This window comes from Dehalococcoidia bacterium (genome assembly GCA_035528575.1).
GTDB lineage: Bacteria > Chloroflexota > Dehalococcoidia > E44-bin15 > E44-bin15 > DATKYK01.
In genome coordinates this window covers 1-15,239 of the sequence record DATKYK010000004.1, presented here as the reverse complement: position 1 = coordinate 15,239, position 15,239 = coordinate 1, and the positions used below count along the sequence as shown (strand labels likewise).

Sequence of the window (15,239 nt, the reverse complement as noted above, 5' to 3'; positions counted from 1 at the left end):
TAGTTTATTACCTCCTTACTCTATTATTATCCAGCTACTCCCATAACCCTGGGCATTAACAGCCGGGGCAGAAATAACGACAGGTCGGGCCAATAAGTAGTGACGAGCACTACCGGCAGGGCGCCACAAACCATGAAAACCAGTGCCGGCTTTATCATCTTATCAACACTAACGTTGCCGATGCGCGCTGCCAGATAAAGGATCGGAGCTGTGGGTGGGGTAACATTCCCCAACCCCAAGTTGGTGCCCAGGATAGCGGCGAAGTGAATAGGATGAACCCCGATGTGTGTCATTAGCGGGAACAAGAGGGGTGCTGCCAGCAGGGTGCCAGTAAAATCGTCCACAATCATTCCGAGAAGAATGAGGAAAAGGTTTACCATCAGCAGCGTTACATAGTAGTTCTCGGTAACCTCACTTATCATCGCGATCATACCTTGCGGGATATTCTGCATAGTCATGACACGGCTTAAAACGAGCACAAAAATAACCATTAGCACTACCACACCAGTAGTAACAGACTGGGTGGCGAAAATTCCCCCTATATCCCTGAGTTTCAGGCTGCGGTAGATGAACAATCCTACAACTATAGCGTAGACTAAAGCTACGGCGGCTGCTTCGGTACAGGTGAAGATGCCGCCATAAATACCCCCAAGGAGGATAACGGGCATCATAAGGGAAAAAAAGCCTTTGTACAGGGCAACCCCCACCTGTTTAGTTTGTGCCCGGACCCCGATAGGCGGTAATACTTTTATTTCGGTATTGTTCCGTACCATGAAGTAATTAACAATGCAGTAGATGATTACGGTGAGGATGCCCGGGCCAACCCCGGCCAGAAAACAGGCGGTGACTGACTGGTAGGTAATAAAGCCATAGAGTATCATCGGCACGCTGGGTGGAATTAGCTGTCCCAGCACTGATGAAACCGCCAGCAGCCCAGTGGCGTATCCCCTAGAGTAGCCTTGTTTTTCCATTTCTGGAACCACCAGTCCACCTAGTGCTGCTACCGCCGCTGAGCAAGTGCCAGCGATAGCGCCAACCATGGCGCAGGCTACAACGGCAACCATCCCCAAGCCGCCCCTAAACCTGCCCACCAGGGCATCGGCGAAAGCTACCAACCTATCGGCAATACCTCCTACAGTCATGAACCCTCCCAGCATGATAAAGAAGGGCAGAGCTAGGAGGGTCAGCGATTTCATCTTGTGGAAAGCCGTGGGTAGCTGTGCCGTGACCTCAAAACCATACACATAAACCAGAAATGAGAGAGCCGCCATGAAGGCAAAGGGCGCTGGCACACCCAGCAGGAGCAGACCAATCAGGATAGCCAAGTCAATAAATATACCCAAGTTTGGTACGCCAAATAAGGCTGTCTCCAATCCGGTCTACATCTCCTTCCTCGTAAATAGCGGGACCTTACCCCAAAATAGCTGGCGTGCCAGGTCAACTGTTTCAATCCAGAAATAGAAGCCCCCCAGTATACCCGCAGCAAAGAAGAAAGAACAGCGCGCGTAGACAATGGGGAATCTTAAGCTCGACGTCTGCGGATTCATTTTAAGGTCCCAAACAAAAAACTGATAGCCCCACTGAAGAAAAAGCATGGCCAGTCCAAGTGTAATCAGCGCGGAGATAAATCTGATTATCAGCCGCCTCTTCGGGCTATGAACTGTAATTCCTACTATATCCACTTTAATGTGAGACCGCTCAAAAGTGGCATAGGCTGCGCCCATCATGTACATCCAGAAGGCAGGGACAATGGCCACCTCTTCCACCCAGAGCAGTGGGAGATGAAACACGTAACGCAGCCATACCTGGCTGAAAATCAGAAGTACAAGGGGGATGCAAGCTATCAGCATGGCATACCACATGAATGCTGGTATCCACCGAAAAACCAGGTTATTGGCTAAAGAGCTTCTTGCGCTCACCATACTCCTTTACACCCAGCCGGTGAGGGAGCTCGTCTTGACCTCCCTCACCGATGACCCTAGCTATGTCCTAGCCCAGGCAATTATTAAAAGCGCGGCACTCCCAGATGATCACATAACTGGTAGAGCATGTCCTTACCGATTAGCGGGACCAGCTCTGGCCAGACGTCTTCACGAATAGCAGCAGCGATATTATCCCACTCGGCATCAGTAGGGATTAGTACTGTCCAGCCGTAGTCTCTGAGCATCTGCATGTACTTCTCGTCCATTTCCTCGACATAAGCGACCTGGGTGTCCTGTTCTTCCTGAACAGCGCCTATGAGTATCTCTTGGTCAATTGGGTGAAGGCTTTGCCAAGCGTCTTCATTAACGGACCACCAGATAGGCTCAATGTAGTCCTTGTAGTGAAGCCAGACACTATTTACATCCTTAAACATCCATGCCTGCATTGGTCCGCCACCCTGCTGGCCCTCGACGATGCCGGTCTGTATGGCAGTATAGACCTCTCCAAAAGGAATAGCCGCGACCATATAACCCATACGCTCATAAGTGAGCCGGCAGGCGGTCAGCGCCATAACTCTAGTTTTCATACCCTTGGGCACATCAGGGTCAAAGGGGCTAGGAGGAACTTTGGTAAGGCTCGTCCCCCCGACGCCAGCCGAAAAGTAACCCAGCACGCGATAGTTTAAGCCCGCCGACACCGAGTTAAGAAGGTTATAGACTATGCCACCCGGTTGGCACAATTCTCGCTGAGCAGCGTAGTCGATGTAGATGAACGGCATATAATAGCCTATAGCAATTCTGGGGTCCCAGCTGTCATCCAGAGCTTCGCCCATCATTTCAAGGTCACCACGGATGACACTCTCATTGGTCAAGTCCCAGGCTCCCAAGATAGCATCGCCATAAATGGTAATGTCAACACGACCGTCAGTCCTTTCCCTTACCTTGTCGGCGAGTCTCTTGCTTGCTATAACCTGTTCAGTCTCCGACGCGAGAGCGCTACTCATTCGCCATTTATACTGATAGGTAGGACCTGCCGGTGCTGGCGCCGGTGCTGGGGCTGGAGCTGGGGCAGGTGGTGCGGGTTTAGCACAGGCTCCAACCAGTGACAACACCAATACCATAACCAGACCGATAATCAGTAAACTTTTCTTTCTCATTGAAAAACTCCTTCCATTTAGATTTTGGTCGGCTAAAACTATTCTACTATTGAAAGCGATAACCTCCTTTCTTCCTTATTCAGTTATTCAAGCCAAATTTACTTCTAACTAGATTTACCAGCGGGATGCCGCCTGCCCGATTACGGCTGAGGCACCACACGGGAGGGGAGGAGTAGTGATTTAAGCCAGTGGGGGAAAGAATAACCCCCTGGCACCCCAGTTTCCCTTGGCAGAGCCCGCCTTGATTTTCTCCTTTGTCACTTTATCACCAGTGCTAAAAGCCCTTTATCATTTGCCCCGGCAGCCATAGGATTATCTGTGGAAAGGCAATGAGCAGGCCAAGGCCAATCAAGATGATGAGAACATATGGAATCACCCCACGGATGATGTGACCTGTTTCGACGCCCAGCGATGGGTCAGCCGCACCACGGAGATAGAATATGGCGTAGGCGAAGGGAGGGGTCAGGAAAGACGTCTGCAGGTTGACGCAGATCATCATGGCAAACCAGAGGGGGTCAAACCCGAGTGCATGGCCAACCGGTGTTATTATCGGAACGACAATGAATAGTATTCCCATCCAGTCAATGAAGTAGCCTAGCAGGAAAACGATGAACATTATAATAGCAAAGGCGCCCCACTTGCCGCCGGGGGCACCCAGAATGAGCTCTTTCACAATATCCCCACCACCGGCACGCATAAATATGCCGACGAAGGCGTAAGCGGTGGCACCGATCAGGATCACCATGCCGGTGACTCTTAGCGTCTCTGTTACCGTGTCTTTAAGGATTTTAAAGCTGAAGCGTCGGTAAGCAACAGCCAGAAGTGTGGCCACGAGTGCACCGACGGACGCCGCTTCAGTTGGGGCGGCGACACCGAAAAAAATGCTTCCCAGCACTCCGAGAATAAGTGCCACTGGTGGCAGCATTGATGTAAAGAGGTCAGTCGTTTTCTTCAGCCAGGGAACTGCCCTTTCCTCTAAGGGCACGGGTGGTGCTATCTTTGGTTTGATAAAGCTGTGAATGGCGATGTAGGTACAGTACATAGCGGAAAGCATAAATCCGGGACAAAAGGCGCCAAAAAACAGTTTGCCTACCGAGAGTGCTGCCATTGGCCCGTAGACCACCAGCATAATGCTGGGAGGAATCAGGATGCCCAGGGTGCCGCCAGCACAGACGGCGCCACAGGCTAAAGATTTATTGTAACCTCGATTGATCATTTGGGGAAGGGCGATGATGGCCAGCGCCGTGACTGAGGCGCCAATTATGCCCACGCAGGCGGCTAAAATGGTGCCGAGTAATATGGTGATTATGGCCAGTCCGCCCCTAAATCCGCTGAGCCACAGATACATGGCACCAAACATTCTTTCGGTTATGCCCGAGTATCCCAGCATGATGCCCAGGAAAATAAAACCGGGCACCGCCAGCAGGATGTAGTTATTGATTAATTCGAAAAGACGCTGGTAAATGAGCTGAAGTGAGCAGTCTACTCCGAAGAGGAGAATTCCCATAACAATGCCGATGCCGCCGACGACGATAGCTAGAGGGTAACCAATCAGAACCCCGACCAGGATGCCACCGAGCATGACGAAGGTAACCAGTTCTGAACTGATATCAATCATAGGGCTTACTCCTCACCAGCAAGTATATGTCACGATAGAATTGGGCAAGGCCCTGAAGTGCGAATAAAATGAACCCGATAAATACTATAGTTCTTATCGGTCCGGTTATCGGGTACCAGAAGGTCATGCCCGACCTCTCGGTGGTTGACCAGGCGTACCAGGTCCACCACCAGCCGGCATAGCACATCAAACCGATCAGTGGGATGAGAAACAGGACGGCACAAACCACGTCAATGATGGCTTTCCCCCTTGTTGGAAATCGTGCATACAAAACATCCACTCTAATGTGCCGGCGGTAGAGGTGGATATACCCCCAGGAAAGGGAATATAGAGCGGCTCCAGTGAAGCTGGCGATCACCGGCCCTTGAATCGTGGGCATGTTTAAGACATACCTCATGAACACTTCGGAGCAAATAACCACTATAAGGAAGATGACAAGCCAGCGCACCGACCTTCCCGTCCATTCATTGGTAGTATCAATCGCCTTTATTATTTTTCTCATATTCAATTGTCGGCTTTCTTCGTTTTATTACACCCCACTCCGGGTTTATTCCCGGAGCGGGGTATACCGGCATTAAGTAGAACCGGCCTTATGAGGCTTTAACTATTTGGCCCAATCGGGAAGCCCCCACAGGTCATCGTACACCTTAGCAAAGGCGACCATGGACTCCAGTACTGACTTGGCTTCAGGATACTTGGCAGCTTGCTCAGCCATGTAAATATTAGCTTCTTCGACGAAAGCATCTTCTATTACAGCCGGCAGCTTCTGCACGATGTTGCCGTAGTCCGCGAACTTCTGAAGTGCTTCCTGATCGGCAACTATGAGCTCACAGTGGTACCTAAGTGCCTCTGCTCGCGCGCAGTCCTCAACGATCAACTTGAGGTCATCTGGTAACTGTTCCCACTTGCTCGGCTTGACCAAAAGCTGAGAAAACTCGGTAGGAGCGCGAAGGGGAGAGAGGTAGACATACTCGCCCACTTCATTCAAGCCATATGCCCAGTTACTAGCTGGGGAACTGCATTCGAAGGCGTCAATGACGCCGCGCTGCATGGCTTCAAAGATCTCACCCAAAGGCATGAAGACCGAGCCAACGCCCATTCGTGCCAGAATCGCGCCGCCGTCGCCGGAGCATCGCATTTTCAGCCCCTTGAGGTCCTCAGGGACTTTCAGCTCCTTGCCAAAGTGGCCGAATACCTCGGACGTACCGTGGAAACCGCCACCCCTCATATCGAGCATATCAAAGCCCATTTTCACGTACCACTCATTTATCAGGTCGGAACCTATAGTCTCCATCCAGATGTAATGAGGCAGAGGGGGTATGCCACCACACCTTTGCGATATCATGGTACCAAAGCGAATCTCGGCGTTCGAATAGGAGCCACCGCCAGAACCAAAGTCGAGAACGCCGGTATGGACTCCCTTCCACTCCTCGGTCGCTGGGCAAATAGAACCGGCAGGATTGGCTTTCCATACTAGGCGTCCCCCGCTGGCTTCAGTAATACGGGCACACAGCCTAGCAAACGATTCATACTCGGGTATGCCAGTGGGCCGAGATGACTGTCCGATCCAAGTAATTACCTCCGCAGGCGCTGCTGGCGCTGGAGCCGGGGCTGGCACTGGGGCGGGCGCCGGTGTAGGAGCTGGGGCTGGAGCTGGAGCAGGAGCCGGCGCTGGTGCGGGTGCAGGAGCGGGAGTCGGAGCAGGAGCGGGAGTCGGAGCTGGCGCCGCACAAGCAACCAAGCTCGCGATTAACAACAACGCCAGCGGGATTAAAAATATTTTCTTTTTCATCGATAAACTCCTTTACTTAGATTTTGGTCGGCTGAAATTACTCCACTGCTGAAATCTATCACCCCCTTCTCTAGTCACTTGGTTTCTCCTCAGTCTCCTTTAGTAAATCGTCTATCGCTTTCTGGGCGAGAGGAGAAGGCTCCCCTTTCCCTCTTTCCCAGCGGGCAACCGTGGCCCAAGAGACACCAAGCTTATGCGCCATCTGCTCTTGGGTAAGATTGAGCTTTTCCCTAATACTCTTAATATCCATAAAAAATACTATAGCCTTTGTTAGGTTATTTGTCAATAAGTTTAGACAAAAATATTTACGACCGTTGATAAAATTTTAGGGGGAGCTACCCTTTTCCCCTTGGCAAGGGGAAGGGGATTAATTGTTGCCGATCGCCAACTATTTCTTTCCCGAGCTGGGCGGTCCATGGCGCCATAAAGTGCATCATACGTTGAGTGATGTGATGCACCCTATGATTCACATTGTCATGCGGCAGCCGCCGGCATAGATTGACAGATGGATTGACAGATAGAGTGACAGATACATACATACATAAGACGGCCGGCAGCCCCCCGCTGGCCAAGTGTAAAATATAATTAACGTTTTTCTCCAGAATCCGTTAATTTTAATTAACCGTTTTGGGGGCCAAGCGGTTCAAATCCGCTTAACCTCACCCCGGGTGTCCCCCTCTCCTAAAACAAAGGTAGAAACCTATTCACCACCCAGGGAAACGCCCAGATTTCGATTCTGTGAGGTTTAGTCTCAGAAAATAGGTGCGGATGATTTTACTTCCTCAAACCCCCTGTAATAATGGAGGCTCCTTCCGGCGCCCAGGGTTGTTTCAATCCCCTTTGTTACTCCCGGGTCCGGACGGGGGCCGCCCAAAATAAAAGGAGGTGAAAGAAAGTGGACTTTGAAAAGGTAGTAGGCCTGATATTAGAATCGGCCGCCCGCCTGGCAGCAGCTGCCAAGATATCCAGGAGAGATGAGAAATTGTGGGCTGCCATAGCCAAGGAGGACTGGAATCTGATCCAGCTGAGCTGGGCATTGCGCGGTGTAATACTGAAAAGGGGGAACGGAAAAGAGACAGGGTTATACCTGGATGATACACTAAGAAAGCTGCTCGAGGAGATTCTTAAAGAGTGATGCGACGGGTCCCACGGGATAGATAGATACATACATAAGGCGGCCGGCAGCCGGCGGGGGCTGAGGAAGTAAGAAGAGGTCGGGGGTTCAAATCCCCGGCCCCTTTTTTGTCCTTTATAGCGTTTATACCGTTTTAATTCCCTAAAGATTATCTCCCCACCGGGCAAACTTTAATGCAAACGCCACAGGCTAAGCCCTTATCACGTAGACCAGTCCAGTTAATCCAGCATTTTCTGACATTGGTTTTACCGCTAAGGTTTACGGCTTGTACAGGGCAGGCGTCAACGCACTTGCGGCAACTACCTGGTACCCGTTTCTCCAAGCAGACCTCTTCCTCCGTCTCCCTGCCGGAGTTCAAGGGGGCCTCAGAGATGACGCTGATCCACCTCTGCCTCGGCCCGTACTGCGGATTTAGAACGACCCCGCAGGTGCCCATCCTCCCCAATCCTGCTGACACAGCCGCACCCATATGATTGAAGCAAGGCACAAAGACTTCGTAACCCGCATTATACTGTTCCCAGAGAATGCCGTAGCTGTCTGTTTCAGGAAAGGTCATACTTCGGTAGCCCTTATCCTCCAGCCATTTGACCAGCTGGTAGGCGCCCGAGTTCAGTGCCTCATTGACGGTATCATAGTGCTTGCTGTAGATGCCACTCGGCGTCGTTTGAAGTACTGGGTCAATCAGCCTCATCCCGAGAGCAATGACGGACTTCACTGTGGGCAGGTAATCTTGGGGCCTGCGTCCCTCCGGTGCCCTTTGAAGTATCGGACTCATCGGGTCGGCGATGCCAAACAGATCAAAACCAAGCGAGTCGACTTTTTCCTTTAATAGGTCAGTTTTCATCCTTTCACCTCCTGCGTTTTCTTTTCTTTCCGGCGGGATGCCACTTGCCCGATTACGGCTGAGGCACCACACGGGAGGGGAGGAGGATAATTTAAGCCAGTGGGAATTGAGTAACCCCTGGCACCCCAGTTTCCCCTGGCAGAGCCCGCCCATCAAGTTAACCTATGTCAATAGTCACCTCGCTACTTTATCATCTGTGCTGGCAGCCAGAGGATTATTTGAGGGAAAGCGACGCACAAGCTAAGTCCAATCATGATAAGACCAACGAACGGAAATACTCCCCGGATGATATCTCCCATGGTCACTCCCAACTCTGGCGGTGCCGAACCTCGGAGATAGAATATGGCCGCAGCGAATGGGGGTGTCATGAAGGACATTTGAAGGTTAATGATAATCATCATCCCAAACCAGAGGGGGTCAAAACCAAGAGCAGGCGCAATGGGGGCTAGTATGGGAACCATGATAAAGATGATACCTATCCAATCAATGAAAAATCCCAGAAGGAAGATTATGAACATGACCATAGCAAAGGCACCCCAGTATCCACCTGGGGTACCCATAATGACTGCCTCCACTACTTTTGCACCCCCAGCCGGGATAAATACACCGACGAAAGCGAAAGATAATCCACCGATGAGGAGGATCATACTGGTGACCTTGAGTGTCTGCAGTGCCGTATCGCTGAGGACTTCAAAGCTAAACCGGCGGTAGGCGATCGTCAAGATGGTAGCGGCGAGGGCACCTACCGCGGCGGCTTCGGTGGGAGGTGCTATCCCGAAAAAAATACTGCCCAGCACGGCCAAGATAAGTAACCCAGGCGGAACCAGAGAAGCAACAAGCGTAGCCGTTTTCTTCAAGAAGGGGACGGCTCTTTCTTCAACGGGCACTGCTGGAGCTATTTTGGTTTGGAAGAAGCAACGAACGGCAATATAGGTTATGTATAAACCAGAGAGGACGAGACCAGGGATAAAGGCAGCCATAAACAGCTTTCCCACTGAGATGCCAGCCATTGGCCCGAAAATGACCAGCATAATACTGGGGGGAATAAGAATACCCAGAGTGCCACCAGCACAGACGGAGCCGCTGGCTAAACTTTTGCTATAGCCTCGCTTTATCATGGAGGGAAGGGCAAGAAGCGCCAGCATGGTGACCGAGGCGCCAATTATGCCGACACAGGCGGCAAGTATGGTGCCGATTAACACGGTGATTATCGCCAGGCCACCCCTGAACCCGCTGAGCCAGAGGTATAATGCTGCATACATTCTTTCGGTGATCCCTGAGCGTTCCAGCATAACCCCCATAAAAACAAACAGGGGGATGGCTAAAAGGACATAGCTGTGTACCAGCTTAAAGAGACGCGCATAGAGTAGGTCAAATACCCCGGTTCCAAATAGTAGAAAGCCCATGATTAAGCCCACAGCACCCACCGGGATAGCCAAGGGATAACCGATTAAGACTCCCACCAGAACCCCACCGAGCATGATTATGGTTACAATCTCTGGGCTTAAATCAATCATAGCGGTTTATTCCTTACCAGCAGGGATAAATCACGAATGAATTGAGCCACACCCTGAAGAGCAAACAGACACAATCCCAGAAGCATTACTGTTCTGATTGGACCAGATGGTGGGTACCAGTAACTCTCAATTAGTACCTCACCCCTTGACCAGGCGACCCACATGAACTCAGCCGCAGTGTATATAAGTATAGCGAGCAACGGGAAAAGAAGGAAAAAGGCACAGAGGACATCGATGATTGCCTTCCCTCTAGGCGACAGGTGCGTGTAAAAAACATCAACTCTCACATGGCCGTGGTGAAGGTGGGTATACGCCCAGCCCAGAGCCACGATGGTTCCGCCAAGCATACATGAGGTTTGATGTGCCCATATCGTTGGCGCATTGAAGACATATCTGACGGTGACCTCATAGCAAAGCACCAAAACCAGGACTACACAAGCCCACCGTATGGTCTTTCCCGTCCATTCATTAATGGAATCAATAACTCTTACTATCGTTCTCATCATTCATTGTTGTCCCGCCCCGAGGGTTTTCTCGAAGCGGGACAACCCTAGCATCTACTCAGCCAGCGTGGTTCGTTGAGACACTCCGACTTAGCGAACGTCCTGCTTGTCGCAAATGGCTTTGAAAGCACGCATGGATTCTACTATCTCGGCATAGAAGGGGTCCTCCGCACACTTCTCATCGTAGTATGCAAAGGCTACTTTAAGGATCTCGTCTTCTATACTTTTTGGAAGGAGTAGAACCTCAACGCCATAGTCTATGAAGTTGACCAGAAACTCGTCATCCAAAACTACTGTCTCGGCATAATAGTCGAATCCGGTCGTTCGCACTGCCTCCTCGACTATCATCTGAAGGTCAGGGGTAATCTCCTCCCAGACATCTCGGTTCACCCAGACGTGACCACAATCGGTCGGGGCGCGGGATGGCGAGATGTAAAGATAGTCAGCTACTTCCTGGAAGCCCATACCCCAGTTTAAGGATGGCGAAGCATATTCAAAAGCGTCGATGACGCCACGCTGCATGGATTCATAGAGTTCGGCACCCGGGAAGTAGACTGTCGCGGCGCCCATCCTGGCGAGAATTTCCCCGCCTTCACCAGCGCAGCGCATCTTTAACCCTTCAATGTCCGCCGGGGTCTTTAGCTCCCTGTTGGAGTGGCACCATATCTCTGGAGGAAGATGACCGCCAGAAGCGATATACTTCACGTTCAAAGCCGGCTCCCACATCCGTGCCGCCAGCTCGTCGCCTCCCCCTCTTATGTGCCACAAAAACATCTGGAGAGGCGTCAGCCCACCAGACATCATATCAAAGAGACTAGCTTGGGGAAACTTGTCCAGGTTATACATCGGGCAGGCCAGCCCCATTTCAAGGATACCGGCATCTACCCCATACAGCTCTTCAGTCGCTGGATAGATAGCACCACCGGCATAGGGTTCAACGACTAAGCGCCCGTTGCTCATGGTGGTAATCTTGGCCGCGGCACGCTTCACTACCTCGTGATAACGGTCGGCAACCGGAGGATGTCCCTGGTACTTCCAAGTAATTACCTCCGCGGGTTCTGCTGGAGCGGGCGCTGGAGCGGGAGCTGGGGCCGGTGCCGGAGCTGGCGCGGGCGCCGGTGCCGGGGCAGGGGCTGGTGCAGGAGCCGGCGCAGGAGCCGGGGCTGGGGCAGGCGCTGGTGCCGGAGCTGCACAGGCAAGCAAACTCACGATTAACAACAATGCCAGCGGGATTAATAATACTTTCTTTCTCATTGAAAAAACTCCTTTACTTAGATTTTGGTTGGCTAAAATTACTCTACTACTGAAAGCTATCACCCCCTTCTCTCTTATTTAGTTATTCAAGCTAAATTTGCTTTTAACTAGATTTAGTCGCGGGATGCCACTTGCCCGATTACGGCTGAGGTGCCACAGCTTACTCGTCAACTGGGAACTTAACTGCCACTACATACAGGTTAACATAGCCGCTCCCTGCAATCTGCGCCCTGAACATAAATCGCCAGCTTGTTGGGGGACTGCTCTGGAGATTTGGGTAAGAGGCGATACATCTGAGACAGTCCCCCTTTTCATTTTCTCAGCCTCGATAGCAGTTCACTCGCTAACTGGAAACCTAACTACCACTACATACAGGTTAACAAAGCCAGAACCATCGTCATCCGCCATGAACATATATCTCCAGCTTGTTGGAGAACCCTCTGGAGGGAATGGGAAAGAGGCGAGACATCTGAGACCCGTAGTGCCTATGGGAAAAACATATTGTTCATAGCCCCCACTCACGATAGTCCAGCCTGATGGAGCTTTTACTTCACCCGTTATAATGGTCCCGCCCTGCCATGGCAAGGGTGAAAGTACCTCTCCGAGAACCATAAATTCAGGCACTCCTAAAGAGCCAGCAGACCCCGGTTCACCTTGCGGTCCTTCAGGTCCTAGTTCACCTTGTATGCCCTGTATTCCTTGTTCGCCTTGCAGTCCCTGTAGTCCCTGCACTCCTTGTGGGCCAGTTGGCCCTATTGGGCCAGTCGGACCCTGTAATCCCTGCACTCCTTGTGGGCCAGGCGACCCTGGTTCACCGGGCGAGCCTTCCTGATTCCATTGGATGAACACTTCCGATGGTCTCACATCCTCCTCACCGTTGACCAGCCGCAGCATACCATTCACCTTCTGGTAGGCGCCACTGATTACCCCATCTTCACCAATGGGATTCAGAACTGACTTCGCCATAACAGCGCCAGCCCCCAAGGTGGCCACGAGCAACGCGACAACAATCGAAACCCATACCATCCTGCGTTTCTGAAACATGATTCTACCTCCTTTATTTCAAATATTCTCCCTGCTACGTAGTCTCTATATTCTACATCACCTCCTTCGCTTTGCAGCGGGATGCCACTTGCCCGATTACGGCTGAGGCTGCCCTCACGGGAGGGGTAGGAAAAATATTTAAGCCAGTGGGGAAAGGATCGATAACCCCCTGGCACCTCAGTTTCCCCTGGCAGAGCCCGCCCATCCCGCTGGGGAGATCAACGCACAGAAGATAATAGCCCCTTTCGGGGAAGAGGCTACTAGCCTCTCTGGTCACCTCCTCTGGCTCCCTCCCCAACGGGTTTCCCAAGGCAGAGCCTGCCCATGGCTAAGCCTTCTTTTCAGGACTCTCGGCTGCCTTTGTCTCAGGAGGCTCACCTGCCTTTTCCTCAGTAGGTTTGGCTTCTGCCTTCGGTCGTTTGAAAAATGACTTAATCTTCCCCCAGCACTTCATCATGCACCCCCCTTTTTCTTCTTTCTCACCATTCCAGCAATCTCGACAGATTGGGAATAACTACCGCCGCCAGCACCGCTAGGAGGGTAATATAAATCAAAATCTCAATCAAGCTCAAACCCTTCATATCCCCTCTTCTCCGCGTGCCGTTGCCAAAGTGCTACCTTCCCCCTCCCGGATGCTCCAGTATATCCTTAACCATGGTTATAATATCCTCATCAACTTGAGGATAGTTCCTGCGAACGTATTCAGCAAAGCCAATGTTATAGCCGCTCCGGATGCTCTTGGCGACGGCGACGCTCTTGATAAGAATTAGCATTGCAACCACGGCGCGCTGCGTCTCCACCGGCTCCTGCGATAGAAGTTTAGCCACATAAGGATCCACCGTACTACTGAGGGCTTCAACCTCTCTCTGCCATAGAGAAAGTGACCCGCATCGTAGTTGATTAGAAAATAACCGTCGTCTGTTAAACACTCTTTTGCAGAACGAAGGTAATCTAGCCTGCGATAAACGTGTTCTAGAACGCTAAATGAAACAACAATATCGAATTTTTCTTCTAATTTGTCATACACATGATAACCATATGAATTGATTATGGTTGCGTTCAGACCACTTAAGTAGTGCCGTGCTCGAAGGCAATATTCTTTTGATGGTTCAATGCCTACATACTCAATCCAAGGGTATGATTTCAGTAGATTAACAAAATTAAGAGACGTTCCACAGCCAAGGTCAAGAATATTTACTTCGCCACCCTTTTCCATTGCATATTGTTCTACCCAGTTCAAGCAATAAAGTTTTGCTGAGTTTCCCACTGTCAATACATTCATATATTATTACCCTTGTTATTCAGGGCCAGTCTTGCCTCTCGACCCTAGCTCACCACTGAAATATGGATAGAACACTCGATAGCTCTTATACTTACCAAAATAGCACACGCTATAATCCCCAATAGAGGTAGTTACTATAATGTGCGGGACACCTCTTTTGGACCACCTGAACTCTACATAGGTGAATATACCCTTCAACAGGGTATGGATCTCCTGTAGGGAGGTCGGTATCGGTTTACTTGGTTTCATGGTTATGACTGACATCTTACCCTCCTAGGATATCTAATCAAGATAGCCCACGTGCCACATTTTATCGTAGCCCTTATCAACGTACCAGATCTCATTACCTATAATAGCCTTGTTAATCATGTGCTCATACGGGGTCGATATATAATAATACTGCCTAATCTCGAACTTAGTGAGCAGCTCCGTCTCCAGCCTCCTACCCCATACCTCGGCTCTATCTCTTAGCTGGAAAGCTACATCCTCGCATTGACCGTCCATACGTATCCACCCATCTGAGCCTGCTATTAACACTACTGGAGCGTGATCAAGAGCCAGGAAACACTCAAGTTCCAACACGCTCTCCCAATCCTTTAGAGTCTCTCGATCTTTGGCAATTAGATAATCTTCCCAATCAGCCTGGACGCTATATGTATTTGAGGCCATCAGGATTACTATTAATAGCCAGAGCCATCTACGCAGATTTTTCATTTTACTCCTCCTCTACTGAGCCATCACTATGGAATTTCCTTGTCCTGCACCCCAGTTTCCCCTGGCAGAGCCCGCCCTCTTTTTTCACTCTATCATCAGCCCGGGTAGCCAGGTGATCAGGTGTGGGAAAAGGACTAACAGCACGAGTACAATCAGAACGATGAGAACGTAAGGAATGACACCGCGTATTACGTCAATCACCTCTACGCCCAGAGATGGGTCAGCGGCGCCGCGGCAGATGTAAATCCCCATGGCGAACGGCGGCGTCATGAAGGAGGTCTGGAGGTTGACGCAGACCATGATGGCTGCCCAGATGGGGTCAAAGCCCAGCGCTGCAAAGATGGGGGTGATGATGGGCACCAGGATAAAGAGGATGCCGATCCAGTCAATGAAGAAGCCCAGCAGGAAGACGACGAACATGATGACGCCGAAGGCGCCCCACCTGCCACCGGGCACG

19 protein-coding genes are annotated in these 15,239 nt (G+C 51.0%); 2 read left to right on the top strand and 17 right to left on the bottom strand.

The genetic code is table 11. The features are described from left to right. Nucleotides 1-26: 26 nt before the first annotated feature. From VMX96_00220 to VMX96_00190, 7 genes are all read right to left on the bottom strand, one after another. Nucleotides 27-1,373, bottom strand: a complete 1,347-nt coding sequence (locus VMX96_00220; protein ID HUU62340.1) for a TRAP transporter large permease — start codon at nucleotides 1,371-1,373, stop codon at nucleotides 27-29. A gap of 6 nt (nucleotides 1,374-1,379) precedes the next feature. Then, nucleotides 1,380-1,922 carry a TRAP transporter small permease subunit gene (locus VMX96_00215; protein HUU62339.1) on the bottom strand — a complete coding sequence of 181 codons (543 nt, stop codon included), beginning with the start codon at nucleotides 1,920-1,922 and terminating at the stop codon, nucleotides 1,380-1,382. Nucleotides 1,923-2,005: 83 nt separating this feature from the next. Next, entirely contained in the window at nucleotides 2,006-3,079 is a 1,074-nt protein-coding gene (dctP, locus tag VMX96_00210; protein ID HUU62338.1) for a TRAP transporter substrate-binding protein DctP, read from the bottom strand. Nucleotides 3,080-3,353: 274 nt separating this feature from the next. Then, nucleotides 3,354-4,697 carry a TRAP transporter large permease subunit gene (locus VMX96_00205; protein ID HUU62337.1) on the bottom strand — a complete coding sequence of 448 codons (1,344 nt, stop codon included), beginning with the start codon at nucleotides 4,695-4,697 and terminating at the stop codon, nucleotides 3,354-3,356. Beyond that, nucleotides 4,690-5,199 carry a TRAP transporter small permease subunit gene (locus VMX96_00200; GenBank protein ID HUU62336.1) on the bottom strand — a complete coding sequence of 170 codons (510 nt, stop codon included), beginning with the start codon at nucleotides 5,197-5,199 and terminating at the stop codon, nucleotides 4,690-4,692. Before VMX96_00200 ends, VMX96_00205 begins: the two co-directional genes overlap by 8 nt. Before the next feature lie 102 nt (nucleotides 5,200-5,301). Further along, nucleotides 5,302-6,489, bottom strand: a complete 1,188-nt coding sequence (gene dctP / locus VMX96_00195) for a TRAP transporter substrate-binding protein DctP (protein HUU62335.1) — start codon at nucleotides 6,487-6,489, stop codon at nucleotides 5,302-5,304. 70 nt (nucleotides 6,490-6,559) lie between these two features. Next, nucleotides 6,560-6,739 (bottom strand): helix-turn-helix transcriptional regulator, encoded by a 180-nt coding sequence (locus VMX96_00190; GenBank protein HUU62334.1) that lies wholly within the window; start codon nucleotides 6,737-6,739, stop codon nucleotides 6,560-6,562. A gap of 645 nt (nucleotides 6,740-7,384) precedes the next feature. On the opposite strand from VMX96_00190, the gene VMX96_00185 reads away from it, so the two are divergent. Then, a complete protein-coding gene (locus VMX96_00185) occupies nucleotides 7,385-7,624 on the top strand; it encodes a hypothetical protein (protein ID HUU62333.1) in 240 nt (79 codons plus the stop codon). 148 nt (nucleotides 7,625-7,772) lie between these two features. Here VMX96_00185 and VMX96_00180 read toward each other — a convergent pair whose 3' ends face one another. The 4 genes from VMX96_00180 to dctP (VMX96_00165) all read right to left on the bottom strand — a co-directional run bounded on the left by VMX96_00180 (nucleotide 7,773) and on the right by dctP (VMX96_00165) (nucleotide 11,532). Beyond that, on the bottom strand, nucleotides 7,773-8,468 hold the full coding sequence (locus VMX96_00180) for a 4Fe-4S dicluster domain-containing protein (GenBank protein ID HUU62332.1): 696 nt from the start codon (nucleotides 8,466-8,468) through the stop codon (nucleotides 7,773-7,775). Nucleotides 8,469-8,650: 182 nt separating this feature from the next. Continuing rightward, the gene (locus VMX96_00175) at nucleotides 8,651-9,985 is read right to left on the bottom strand and encodes a TRAP transporter large permease subunit (GenBank protein ID HUU62331.1); all 1,335 of its coding nucleotides are present in this window, start codon (nucleotides 9,983-9,985) and stop codon (nucleotides 8,651-8,653) included. Next, complete coding sequence (locus VMX96_00170) at nucleotides 9,982-10,491, bottom strand: TRAP transporter small permease subunit (GenBank protein ID HUU62330.1); 510 nt, start codon at nucleotides 10,489-10,491, stop codon at nucleotides 9,982-9,984. The genes VMX96_00175 and VMX96_00170 overlap by 4 nt, the downstream gene beginning before the upstream one ends. An 87-nt stretch (nucleotides 10,492-10,578) precedes the next feature. Further along, on the bottom strand, nucleotides 10,579-11,532 hold the full coding sequence (gene dctP, locus VMX96_00165; protein HUU62329.1) for a TRAP transporter substrate-binding protein DctP: 954 nt from the start codon (nucleotides 11,530-11,532) through the stop codon (nucleotides 10,579-10,581). 50 nt (nucleotides 11,533-11,582) lie between these two features. Between dctP (VMX96_00165) and VMX96_00160 the strand changes: the two genes are divergently transcribed. Then, a complete protein-coding gene (locus VMX96_00160; GenBank protein HUU62328.1) occupies nucleotides 11,583-11,795 on the top strand; it encodes a hypothetical protein in 213 nt (70 codons plus the stop codon). Between the two features lie 283 nt (nucleotides 11,796-12,078). Here the strand turns inward: VMX96_00160 and VMX96_00155 are convergent, their stop codons facing one another. The 6 genes from VMX96_00155 to VMX96_00130 all read right to left on the bottom strand — a co-directional run. Then, nucleotides 12,079-12,786: a hypothetical protein gene (locus VMX96_00155; GenBank protein HUU62327.1), complete on the bottom strand. Its 708-nt coding sequence runs from the start codon at nucleotides 12,784-12,786 to the stop codon at nucleotides 12,079-12,081. Nucleotides 12,787-12,838: 52 nt separating this feature from the next. After that, the gene (locus VMX96_00150; protein HUU62326.1) at nucleotides 12,839-13,096 is read right to left on the bottom strand and encodes a hypothetical protein; all 258 of its coding nucleotides are present in this window, start codon (nucleotides 13,094-13,096) and stop codon (nucleotides 12,839-12,841) included. Nucleotides 13,097-13,114: 18 nt separating this feature from the next. Next, a complete protein-coding gene (locus tag VMX96_00145) occupies nucleotides 13,115-13,243 on the bottom strand; it encodes a hypothetical protein (protein ID HUU62325.1) in 129 nt (42 codons plus the stop codon). A gap of 157 nt (nucleotides 13,244-13,400) precedes the next feature. After that, nucleotides 13,401-13,613 (bottom strand): hypothetical protein, encoded by a 213-nt coding sequence (locus VMX96_00140; protein ID HUU62324.1) that lies wholly within the window; start codon nucleotides 13,611-13,613, stop codon nucleotides 13,401-13,403. Nucleotides 13,614-14,350: 737 nt separating this feature from the next. After that, complete coding sequence (locus VMX96_00135) at nucleotides 14,351-14,782, bottom strand: hypothetical protein (protein HUU62323.1); 432 nt, start codon at nucleotides 14,780-14,782, stop codon at nucleotides 14,351-14,353. An 84-nt stretch (nucleotides 14,783-14,866) separates the two neighbouring features. Beyond that, nucleotides 14,867-15,239, bottom strand: a 373-nt coding sequence (locus VMX96_00130) for a TRAP transporter large permease subunit (protein ID HUU62322.1), incomplete at its 5' end; no start/stop codon positions are given.

Excerpts from the sequence above, each read along its gene's own strand:
- VMX96_00215 (HUU62339.1), bottom strand. The coding sequence starts at position 1,922 with ATGGTGAGCGCAAGAAGCTCTTTAGCCAATAACCTGGTTTTTCGGTGG.
- dctP (HUU62338.1), bottom strand. The coding sequence starts at position 3,079 with ATGAGAAAGAAAAGTTTACTGATTATCGGTCTGGTTATGGTATTGGTG.
- VMX96_00205 (HUU62337.1), bottom strand. The coding sequence starts at position 4,697 with ATGATTGATATCAGTTCAGAACTGGTTACCTTCGTCATGCTCGGTGGC.
- VMX96_00200 (HUU62336.1), bottom strand. The coding sequence starts at position 5,199 with ATGAGAAAAATAATAAAGGCGATTGATACTACCAATGAATGGACGGGA.
- dctP (HUU62335.1), bottom strand. The coding sequence starts at position 6,489 with ATGAAAAAGAAAATATTTTTAATCCCGCTGGCGTTGTTGTTAATCGCG.
- VMX96_00190 (HUU62334.1), bottom strand. The coding sequence starts at position 6,739 with ATGGATATTAAGAGTATTAGGGAAAAGCTCAATCTTACCCAAGAGCAG.
- VMX96_00180 (HUU62332.1), bottom strand. The coding sequence starts at position 8,468 with ATGAAAACTGACCTATTAAAGGAAAAAGTCGACTCGCTTGGTTTTGAT.
- VMX96_00175 (HUU62331.1), bottom strand. The coding sequence starts at position 9,985 with ATGATTGATTTAAGCCCAGAGATTGTAACCATAATCATGCTCGGTGGG.
- VMX96_00170 (HUU62330.1), bottom strand. The coding sequence starts at position 10,491 with ATGATGAGAACGATAGTAAGAGTTATTGATTCCATTAATGAATGGACG.
- VMX96_00155 (HUU62327.1), bottom strand. The coding sequence starts at position 12,786 with ATGTTTCAGAAACGCAGGATGGTATGGGTTTCGATTGTTGTCGCGTTG.
- VMX96_00145 (HUU62325.1), bottom strand. The coding sequence starts at position 13,243 with ATGATGAAGTGCTGGGGGAAGATTAAGTCATTTTTCAAACGACCGAAG.
- VMX96_00135 (HUU62323.1), bottom strand. The coding sequence starts at position 14,782 with ATGAAAAATCTGCGTAGATGGCTCTGGCTATTAATAGTAATCCTGATG.